This is a genomic window from Microbacterium sp. ZW CA_36 (assembly GCF_044987475.1).
Classification (GTDB): domain Bacteria; phylum Actinomycetota; class Actinomycetes; order Actinomycetales; family Microbacteriaceae; genus Microbacterium.
The window spans coordinates 22,818-31,071 of record NZ_JBJDRL010000048.1 but is presented as its reverse complement, the minus strand read 5'-3'; the positions used below and the strand labels follow the sequence as shown (position 1 = coordinate 31,071).

The following is an 8,254-nucleotide window of genomic DNA, read 5'->3' as shown; positions in this document are numbered from 1 at the left end:
CGCGTACGCCGTCGGCCTGCCGCTTCGTTCCGCCGTGCGCCTCGCGCACGGCGCACGCCGGCTCGTCGTGGGTGGGGCTCAGCAGCCGGGACCGGTGGGGTCCTCTGCACAGGTGCGGTCGACGAGCGCCGTCCGCACCTCGACGACGCGCACGCCGTAGCCGCCGGCCTCGGCGCGGACCACGCCCGGCACCTGTCGCCAGCCGGTTCCGAAATCGACGGATGCCGCATACTCGACGGTCACCGACACCGCGTACGTTCCGCGGGCACGGTAGGCGTGACTGGTCGCGGTGGGCGTGAACTGCCCCTGCCCGAGGCTGGCCCAGGCCGAGCCGCCCGTGGCGGCGCGGGTGGTGGTGCCGTCGCCGTTGTCGAACACGTACGCGGTGGGCACGAACCGCACCGTCACGTCCCAGCCGAGCACGGTGCCCGGGATGCGCTCCTCGGATGCCGAGGCCAGCAGGTTTGTCGGCATGCCGACGACGCCGAACCCCGCGGGCTCGCCGCCGAGGGCCGGAGCGGCCGGCCGGAACGAGGCGAGGTCGGCGAGCGTCACCTCAGGGAGGCCGACGACGGTGTAGTCGATGCAGCGGTTGAGCGGGCCGCAGTCCTCGGGAGGGGGTGTCGGCTGATCGATACGTGGCGCGCTTCCGTCGGAGCCTTCGCCGAGCTGAGGGGCTGCGCCCTTTTGCGTTTCTGAGCCAATGAGCTCAACCGCTTCTCCCGTGTTGCGACCGCAGAGCCCCGCCGCCGCGTCGGCAAAGTTGCAGTCGTCCGCAGCGATGTGGACGGGGGACGAGGAAAGTGCGATGAGGAGAGCGACCGTGGGTATCAGCATGAGTCGACTTCGGCGATCTCGCTCTTCGTGATTAGGAATGTCTCCCCGACGAATTCGAAGGAGGCTTCAAGGGCTAGCGTCGAGTCCCGGTCAGCTGGTGTGACATCATTCCCTGCCGCATCGAGCAGTCGCGCCGCTGTCGAATCAAGACATACGACGGCGGTCACTCGCCTGAGATCACTCGTGGCCTCCTGCCCATCGAACGCGGTGACCTTGCTCTCACCGACAAGGTGAACCCCAAGTTCACCGAACCGCCGCTTGCTGTTGATGTCGTCCTCAAGCGCATCACCAACGAGGAATTGCTGCGGATCGGGAGCCGTCGGGTCACCGCGGCGAGCGTTCTCGGCGGAAGCGTACGCACGGTACGTCGCCTCGGCTGCGGCGAACGCCTCCTCTTCCGAGGAGAATGCGGACGTCGGCGTCGGCTCCGGCGAGTCCGGGGTGGTGCAGCCGGCGAGCGCCAGCACGAGGATGGCGCCGAGCGCTGCGGCCGTGACCCGAGTCCTCACGCCCCCACGTTAACCGGTGGCACCGGCGCGCTTCCCGAGTTATCCACAGCGCGGATCGAAGAAGCCGGCGATCGCGTCCGGGGGGGTGGCGGATCGCCGGCTCCGGGGCGGGTCGGTGAGACCGCTCCTCGTGCCCTTCGGGTTGGGCACGAGGAGCGGTCCCCGGCGACACAGCGCCGTTCGGGGGTTCGCGCAGCAGGGCGGGGGCACTCGCTGCGCGATGCTTCCAGCGTCCGCGTCCGACCTGGGAGATCCCTATCGCCTGACCGCGTGAACGCCTCACGCTGGCCGTGCAGGCGCTGTGCTGCCATCATGACGCCATGAGCATCGCCAGACCTGTCGCTGCGGTCCTCGTCGTCGTCGCCCTCGCCGCGCTCGCCGGGTGCGCCGCACCGGAGCCCGTCATCACGCCCGTGGTCCGCGACGTGGGCGATCTGCAGGGAACGACCGTGGAGCTCGAGGTCGGCCAGGTGCTCGACATCGACACCGGCGACCTCGCGGTCGACAGCTACAGCGGCGTCGTCTCCGATCCCTCCGTCGCGACCTTCACGCCCGGACGCGAGGAGGATGGCACGACCTTCAACCCGGGGGTCGAGGCGCTCGCCGAGGGGACGACCGAGGTCGTGCTGTCGAACGAGGACGGCGGCATCCAGGACGTCACCTTCGCCGTCGAGGTGTCGGACTGACCGCCACCGAAGCGCGCTGACCCCCTTCACCCTGATCCGGCACGGCTCCTGCCGGGCGGAGACCAGCGGGCGTATCCTCGTGCGATGACCACCGCCGCGAGCCGGACCGAGCTGCGAGCGCTCCTGGACGAGCTGCACGACGCGGCGACGGCGCGCATCGCGGCGATGGATGAGAACCTGGCCGAACTGCGCGCCGACCGCCGCGGCGACGTCGCCGACGACGAGCACGACCCCGAGGGTGTGACGCTGTCGGGCGAATGGTCCCGCGCCGTCGCATTGGAAGAGGCCGCCCGCCGCGAGGTGGCCGAGATCGATGAGGCCGTCCGGCGCTGGGAGGGCGGCACGTACGGCGTGTGCGTCGACTGCGGCCGCGGCATCCCGATCGCCCGCCTCCGTGCCCGCCCGTTCGCCACCCGCTGCGTGACGTGCGCGGAGAAGGCCGGCGTCTGACGTGTCGTTCGGCGCCGCGGCCTCGAGAGCCGCTCCGGAGGGCTTCCCGCGCGTGGCGGACGGCGATCCGTGCCCGTGCGGCAGCGGCGATAGCTTCGCCGGATGCTGCGCCCCGGCGCTCCGGGGAACCCCGCCGTCGACGGCCGAGGCGTTGATGCGCTCGCGCTACACGGCGTTCGTGGTCGGCGATGCGCGGTATCTGGCGGAGACGTGGCATCCCGGCACGCGTCCGGACGAGCTCGCCCTCGACGCCGCCCAGCGGTGGACCGGGCTCGAGATCGTGGATGTCGACGCCGGGGCCGAGGGCGACACGTGCGGGGTCGTCGAGTTCCGCGCGACGTGGCGCCACGGTCGCGAACGAGGTTCGCTGCACGAACGCAGCCGGTTCCTCCGGCGGAGCGGCCGCTGGTGGTACCTGGACGGCGAGATCCGGCCGTCCTGACCGGCCCTCGACCGGGCGGGTCGCCGATAGCGTGACATGCATGACCACTCAGGCTGAGAAAGCACAGACCCTTGCGCGGCTCCACGCCGCGCCCGAGATCCTGCGCGTCGTCAACGTATGGGACGCCGTGTCGGCCCGCGCCGTCGCCGCCCTTCCCGAGACCCGCGCCATCGCGACGGCCGGCCACGCGATCGCCGCGACGTTCGGCTACCCCGACGGCCAGATCCCGCTCGACATCACCCTCGACATGGTCGGCCGGATCGTGGATGCCGTGGGCGACCTGCCCGTCACCACCGACCTCGACGACGGTTACGGCGACGCGGGCGAGACCGTGCGCCGCGTCATCGGCAAGGGCGTCGTGGGCGCGAACGTCGAAGACCGCCTGCGCCCGCTGGACGAGGCCGTCGCCGCGGTCGAGGCGATCGTCGCGGCCGGCGCCGCGGAGGGCGTTCCGTTCGTCCTCAATGCGCGCACCGATGCGTTCGTGCGCGCCGGCAAGCGCCCCGTCGAGGAGTCGGTCGCGGATGCGATCGAGCGCGGCCGCGCGTACCTGGCTGCGGGCGCCGACCTGGTGTTCGTGCCGGGCATCCTCGATGCCGACATCACCCGGCGGCTGGTCGAGGGCATCGGCGAGCGCAAGGTCAGCGTCATCGGCCTGCCGGGCGCGCTCTCGGCGGGGGAGTACGAGGCCGTCGGCGTCGCGCGCATCTCCTACGGCCCGCTGCCGCAGCGCGTCGCGTTGACCGCTCTGCAGGACGTCGCCGCCGATCTCTACCGCGACGGCGTCATCCCGGCGTCCACGCGAGCTCTGAACTGAGGCGATCCGCGCGATTGCCGCGTCCGGCCCGCGGGAATCCCCGCGGGCCGGACGCTGTTGAGGCCGGCATGGAACCCGCAGCCGTCGATGTCATCGTGATCGGCGGGGGACAGGCGGGTCTCTCGGCGGCGTACCACCTGCACCGCCGCGGGTTCGTGCCGCTGCAGCGGGCGACCGGCGCGGAGCCGACGTTCCTCGTCGTCGACGCCAACCCCGCCCCGGGCGGCGCGTGGCAGCACCGCTGGCCGTCCCTCCGCATGGCGACGGTCAACGGCATCCATGAACTGCCGGGCTTCGCGGTGCCGCCGGCGGACCCGGTGGCGGCGAGCCGCGACATCCTCCCGTCGTACTTCGCGGAGTACGAGGAGCGCTTCGCCCTCGATGTCCTGCGGCCGGTGCGCGTGAAAGCCGTGCGGCGCGCCGATGAGGATCCGGCCGGCCGGCTGGTGGTCGAGACCGACCGCGGCAGCTGGTCGGCACGGTACGTCATCAACGCGACCGGAACGTGGACCCGGCCGTTCCGGCCGCACTACCCGGGCCAGGAGCGCTTCCGCGGCCGGCAGCTGCACGTGGCGGACTACGCGTCGGCGGAGGACCTCCGCGGGAAGCGCGTGGTGGTCGTCGGGGCCGGCGTCTCGGCGGTCCAGCTGCTGGACGAGATCTCGCACGTGGCGGACACGTTCTGGGTGACGCGTCGTGAGCCCGAATGGGTGGAGGCGGACTTCGACATCCCGGCGCGCGTCGCCGCCATCGCCGGCGTCGAGGACCGCGTGCGCCGCGGTCTGCCGCCCGGGAGCGTGATCTCGGTCACCGGCATGCACTGGACGCCGTGGGCTCGTGCCGCGCAGGCGCGGGGCGTGCTGGTGCGGCATCCGATGTTCGCCTCGATCGAGGAGGACGGGGTGCGGATGCCGGACGGCTCGTTCGAGCCGGCCGACGTGATCCTCTGGGCCACGGGGTTCCGCCCGGCGCTCGACCATCTCGCCCCGCTGCGGCTGCGCACCCCCGCAGGCGGCTTCCGGGTCGAGAACGGCCGCTCCCTCGACGAGCCGCGGCTCTTCCTGATCGGCTACGGCCCCTCGCAGTCGACCGTGGGCGCCAACCGTGCCGGCCGCGACGCCGTCCGCGCCATCATGGCCGAGCGGGTGCCTGTCGCGGCCTGAGCCCGCCGCGGCCGCGCCGGCCGCCGGGCGGAACGCGCCAAAGCTGTGGGGCCGTCGGCACAGCCTGCTCGCGCAGGCGGAGCCGGAGACGGATGCCGCGACCGCCGCCGGTTCGCCTGCCGCCGGTTCGCCTGCCGCCGGCGTCGACCCGGGCGACGGCGGCTCCGGCACCTGACCCGGAGCGGCTCGGGCGTATCGTGGCGTACGACGGAGGGAGACCCAATGGCCCGCATCCTGATCTTCGGCGGACACGGCAAGGTCGCGCTGCTCCTCGAGCCGCTGCTCGTGGCGCAGGATCACACCGTGACAGCCGTCATCCGCGATCCCGCACACGAGGCGGAGGTCGCCGCGACCGGCGCGCAGCCGGTCGTCGCGGATGTCGAGATCCTCGACGGCGACCAGCTGACGAACCTGATCGCCGGCAACGACGTCGTCGTCTGGTCGGCGGGCGCTGGCGGCGGCGACCCGGCGCGCACGTACGCGGTGGACCGCGACGCGGCTGTGCGCTCCATGGACGCCGCCGTGGCTGCCGGAGTGCTCCGCTACGTCATGGTGTCGTGGATCGGCTCGCGCGCCGACCACGGCGTCGGCAGGGAGTCCTCGTTCTTCCCCTACGCCGACGCCAAGTGGGCGGCAGACGCCCACCTCGCCGGAAGCGCGCTCGACTGGACGATCCTCGCACCGGGCACCCTCACGCTCGATGCGCCGACCGGGCGCATCGAGCTCGATCCGGAGGGCTCAGGGTCCGTGCCGCGTGCGGACGTGGCCGCCGTCATCGCCGCGACCATCGCAGACGACAGCACGATCGGGCGGACCATCCGGTTCGGCGCCGGCGGTGAGGTCATCGGCCACGCCATCGCGGGCTGAGGGCCTCAGTCCTCGCTGGAGTGCAGTCCGCGCCTGACCGACAGCAGGGTGACCTCGGGACGGTCGGCGACGAGGCGCTCGGCGTGATCGAGCACGTCCCGCACGTGCGACGAGCCCGACGCGACGATCGACACGCCGATGCTCGCCCGCCGGTGAAGGTCGTGCTCGCCCACCTCGGCCGCGGCCGCCTCGGTGCGGCGACTGAGCTCGGCGATGAGGGGCCGCAGCACGCTGCGCTTCTCTTTCAGCGAGCGGATGTCGCCGAGCAGCAGGTCGAACTCGATCCACCCGATCCACATGCGTCCATGGTGCCAGCGGCGCCGCCCGGGCGCTCGCGGTCCTAGGCTCGATCCATGCTCGCCACCGTCATCCACGCCGCGCGCGACATCCGCGTCGAGACCGTCCCCGACCCCGTGCTGTCCACCGGCGCCGACGCGATCGTGCGCGTCGTCGCGGCGTGCGTGTGCGGCTCCGACCTCTGGCCCTACCGCGGCGTCACACCCACGAACGAGCCCCACCGCATCGGCCACGAGTTCGTCGGCATCGTCGAGGAGGTCGGCGCCGACGTGCGGGTCATCCGCCCGGGCGACTTCGTCATCGCCCCGTTCTACGTGTGCGACGGCACATGCGCGAACTGCCGGAACGGCGTCAGCACCTCGTGCCTGCACGGCGGCTGGTGGGGCAGCGACGACCGCTTCGGCGGCTTCGCCGACGGCGGCCAGGGCGAGCGGGTGCGGGTTCCGCTCGCGGACGGCACCCTCGCCGTCGTTCCCGCGCCAGTGGTCGACGACGAGATCCCGGGCCTGCTGACCCTCAGCGACGTCATGGGCACGGGACATCACGCCGCGGTGTCGGCGGGTGTGGGTCCCGGCGACGCGGTGGCCGTCGTGGGCGACGGCGCCGTGGGCCTGTGCGCCGTCATCGCGGCGAAACGGCTCGGCGCCACCACCATCATCGCGATGTCGCGGCATCCGCAGCGCCAGGCGCTCGCCCGCGAGTTCGGCGCCACCCACATCGTCGAGGAGCGGGGGGATGCCGGCATCGAGGCGGTGCGCGCACTCACCGGCGGCATCGGCGCCGACCGTGTCCTCGAGTGCGTCGGCACGAAGGAGTCGATGGACCAGGCGCTGCGCTCGACCCGCCCCGGCGGGATGGTCGGCTACGTCGGCGTGCCCAACGGCGGGCCCGAGCTGCCCGTGCGTCAGATGTTCAACCGCAATGTGGGCGTCAACGGCGGCGTCGCTCCCGTGCGCGGCTACATCGAGGAGCTGCTCCCGGACGTCCGCTCCGGCGCGATCCGGCCGGGCCGCGTGTTCGATCTCGAGCTTCCCCTCGCCGAGGCGGCAGAGGCGTACGCCGCGATGGACGAGCGCCGCGCCACGAAGGTGCTGCTGCGACCGTGAACGCCGGCGCCGCGGAACGCGGATCGCACCTCCCACCGAATGGCGACGCGCCCGCGCGCCTGCGCACGCAGCGGCCGTCGTGCGGTAGAACAGCAGAAGTCGAAGGGAACCCCGGACCGTGAAGCTCGTCAAGCGCATCGTCGTGGTGCTCGTCATCGCGTTCGCGGCGTTCTACCTCATCACCCGGCCGCAGGACGCGGCGAATGCGGTTCAGGGCGCCATCGGCGCGGTCTGGGGCGCCGGTGCCGCCGTAGTCGACTTCTTCATGGCTCTCGCCGCGGGCTGAGCATGTTCGATCCGCGGATCGAGAAGCACCTGATCACGGATCAGGGGGAGCACGTCGTCGACGAGGTGCGCAAGCACTGGGCGGCCACGGTCTCCGCCGTCCTGGAGCTGTTCGGTGGCATCGTCGTGCTCCTCCTGTCGTTCTTCGTGCCGGCGCAGGCCTGGTGGGTACCCGCGCTCCTCGGCGTCGCGATCACCGGCCACGCCATCTGGCGGTGCTTCGAGCAGCACACCGACCGCTTCGTCATCACCAACATGCGCGTCTTCCGCGTGCACGGCATCCTGTCGCAGCGCATCGCGACGATGCCGCTCGCGCGCATCCTCGACATCTCGGTCTACAAACCGGTCGTGGGACGTGTCTTCGGCTACGGCCACTTCGTCTTCGAGTCGGCGGCGCAGGAGCAGGGTCTCCGCGAGATCCGCTACGTCGGGGATCCCGACGAGCGCGGCCTCACGATCCAGCGCGTCATCCAGCAGGCGGGTCTGCGCGGCGCGGCAGGCCGGGCCGAGCAGTTCGGAGGCGCCCACATCATGCCGCCCCCGCCGCCCGCACCCGTGGCATCCGTCACCACGGCGGACGCTGCGCACGACGACAATCCCACCGCGCCGGTGCCCGATGTGCGCCCCGCCACGAACCCGTCGGGGTGGGACTGGCTCGCCGACGCGCAGCGGCGTGAGGACGAGCGGCTGGCGCAGCTGCGCGGCGAGCCGGCGCCGGCACCCGCGCCGTTCGACCCCGATCGCACGAACACCGCGCCGATCCAGCTGCCCCGCTGAGTCGACGCCTCATCAGGC

At 72.5% G+C, this 8,254-nt stretch carries 12 protein-coding genes; 9 read left to right on the top strand and 3 right to left on the bottom strand.

Features of this window, described 5'->3' with window-relative positions:
• Positions 1-78: 78 nt before the first annotated feature.
• On the bottom strand, positions 79-555 hold the full coding sequence (locus ACI3KX_RS16700; RefSeq protein WP_363357517.1) for a hypothetical protein: 477 nt from the start codon (positions 553-555) through the stop codon (positions 79-81).
• 275 nt (positions 556-830) lie between these two features.
• Complete coding sequence (locus ACI3KX_RS16695; protein WP_404910413.1) at positions 831-1,346, bottom strand: hypothetical protein; 516 nt, start codon at positions 1,344-1,346, stop codon at positions 831-833.
• Positions 1,347-1,666: 320 nt separating this feature from the next.
• Here ACI3KX_RS16695 and ACI3KX_RS16690 point away from each other — a divergent pair, with 320 nt between their 5' ends.
• From ACI3KX_RS16690 to ACI3KX_RS16665, 6 genes are all read left to right on the top strand, one after another.
• Complete coding sequence (locus ACI3KX_RS16690) at positions 1,667-2,032, top strand: hypothetical protein (protein ID WP_349427705.1); 366 nt, start codon at positions 1,667-1,669, stop codon at positions 2,030-2,032.
• 84 nt (positions 2,033-2,116) lie between these two features.
• Positions 2,117-2,482: a TraR/DksA C4-type zinc finger protein gene (locus tag ACI3KX_RS16685; protein WP_363357515.1), complete on the top strand. Its 366-nt coding sequence runs from the start codon at positions 2,117-2,119 to the stop codon at positions 2,480-2,482.
• 1 nt (position 2,483) lies between these two features.
• Positions 2,484-2,924, top strand: coding sequence for a YchJ family protein (locus ACI3KX_RS16680; protein WP_404910412.1), 441 nt, complete (start codon positions 2,484-2,486; stop codon positions 2,922-2,924).
• Between the two features lie 40 nt (positions 2,925-2,964).
• Entirely contained in the window at positions 2,965-3,741 is a 777-nt protein-coding gene (locus ACI3KX_RS16675) for an isocitrate lyase/phosphoenolpyruvate mutase family protein (protein ID WP_404910411.1), read from the top strand.
• Between the two features lie 68 nt (positions 3,742-3,809).
• Complete coding sequence (locus ACI3KX_RS16670) at positions 3,810-4,904, top strand: NAD(P)-binding domain-containing protein (protein ID WP_404910410.1); 1,095 nt, start codon at positions 3,810-3,812, stop codon at positions 4,902-4,904.
• A 222-nt stretch (positions 4,905-5,126) separates the two neighbouring features.
• Positions 5,127-5,771, top strand: a complete 645-nt coding sequence (locus ACI3KX_RS16665; RefSeq protein WP_404910409.1) for an SDR family oxidoreductase — start codon at positions 5,127-5,129, stop codon at positions 5,769-5,771.
• Between the two features lie 5 nt (positions 5,772-5,776).
• On the opposite strand, the gene ACI3KX_RS16660 is transcribed toward ACI3KX_RS16665, so the two are convergent.
• Positions 5,777-6,070, bottom strand: coding sequence for a DUF503 domain-containing protein (locus ACI3KX_RS16660; protein WP_363357511.1), 294 nt, complete (start codon positions 6,068-6,070; stop codon positions 5,777-5,779).
• Positions 6,071-6,124: 54 nt separating this feature from the next.
• Between ACI3KX_RS16660 and ACI3KX_RS16655 the strand changes: the two genes are divergently transcribed.
• The 3 genes from ACI3KX_RS16655 (at position 6,125) to ACI3KX_RS16645 (ending at position 8,236) form a co-directional block, all read left to right on the top strand.
• Positions 6,125-7,174, top strand: a complete 1,050-nt coding sequence (locus ACI3KX_RS16655) for a zinc-dependent alcohol dehydrogenase family protein (RefSeq protein ID WP_404910408.1) — start codon at positions 6,125-6,127, stop codon at positions 7,172-7,174.
• A gap of 118 nt (positions 7,175-7,292) precedes the next feature.
• A complete protein-coding gene (locus tag ACI3KX_RS16650; RefSeq protein WP_204260153.1) occupies positions 7,293-7,460 on the top strand; it encodes a hypothetical protein in 168 nt (55 codons plus the stop codon).
• 2 nt (positions 7,461-7,462) lie between these two features.
• Positions 7,463-8,236: a PH domain-containing protein gene (locus tag ACI3KX_RS16645; RefSeq protein WP_349427697.1), complete on the top strand. Its 774-nt coding sequence runs from the start codon at positions 7,463-7,465 to the stop codon at positions 8,234-8,236.
• Positions 8,237-8,254: the final 18 nt, after the last annotated feature.

What these genes read in the sequence shown, in the direction of transcription:
- ACI3KX_RS16690 (WP_349427705.1), top strand. Translation starts at nt 1,667, where the DNA reads ATGAGCATCGCCAGACCTGTCGCTGCGGTCCTCGTCGTCGTCGCCCTC.
- ACI3KX_RS16685 (WP_363357515.1), top strand. Translation starts at nt 2,117, where the DNA reads ATGACCACCGCCGCGAGCCGGACCGAGCTGCGAGCGCTCCTGGACGAG.
- ACI3KX_RS16675 (WP_404910411.1), top strand. Translation starts at nt 2,965, where the DNA reads ATGACCACTCAGGCTGAGAAAGCACAGACCCTTGCGCGGCTCCACGCC.
- ACI3KX_RS16670 (WP_404910410.1), top strand. Translation starts at nt 3,810, where the DNA reads ATGGAACCCGCAGCCGTCGATGTCATCGTGATCGGCGGGGGACAGGCG.
- ACI3KX_RS16665 (WP_404910409.1), top strand. Translation starts at nt 5,127, where the DNA reads ATGGCCCGCATCCTGATCTTCGGCGGACACGGCAAGGTCGCGCTGCTC.
- ACI3KX_RS16660 (WP_363357511.1), bottom strand. Translation starts at nt 6,070, where the DNA reads ATGTGGATCGGGTGGATCGAGTTCGACCTGCTGCTCGGCGACATCCGC.
- ACI3KX_RS16655 (WP_404910408.1), top strand. Translation starts at nt 6,125, where the DNA reads ATGCTCGCCACCGTCATCCACGCCGCGCGCGACATCCGCGTCGAGACC.
- ACI3KX_RS16645 (WP_349427697.1), top strand. Translation starts at nt 7,463, where the DNA reads ATGTTCGATCCGCGGATCGAGAAGCACCTGATCACGGATCAGGGGGAG.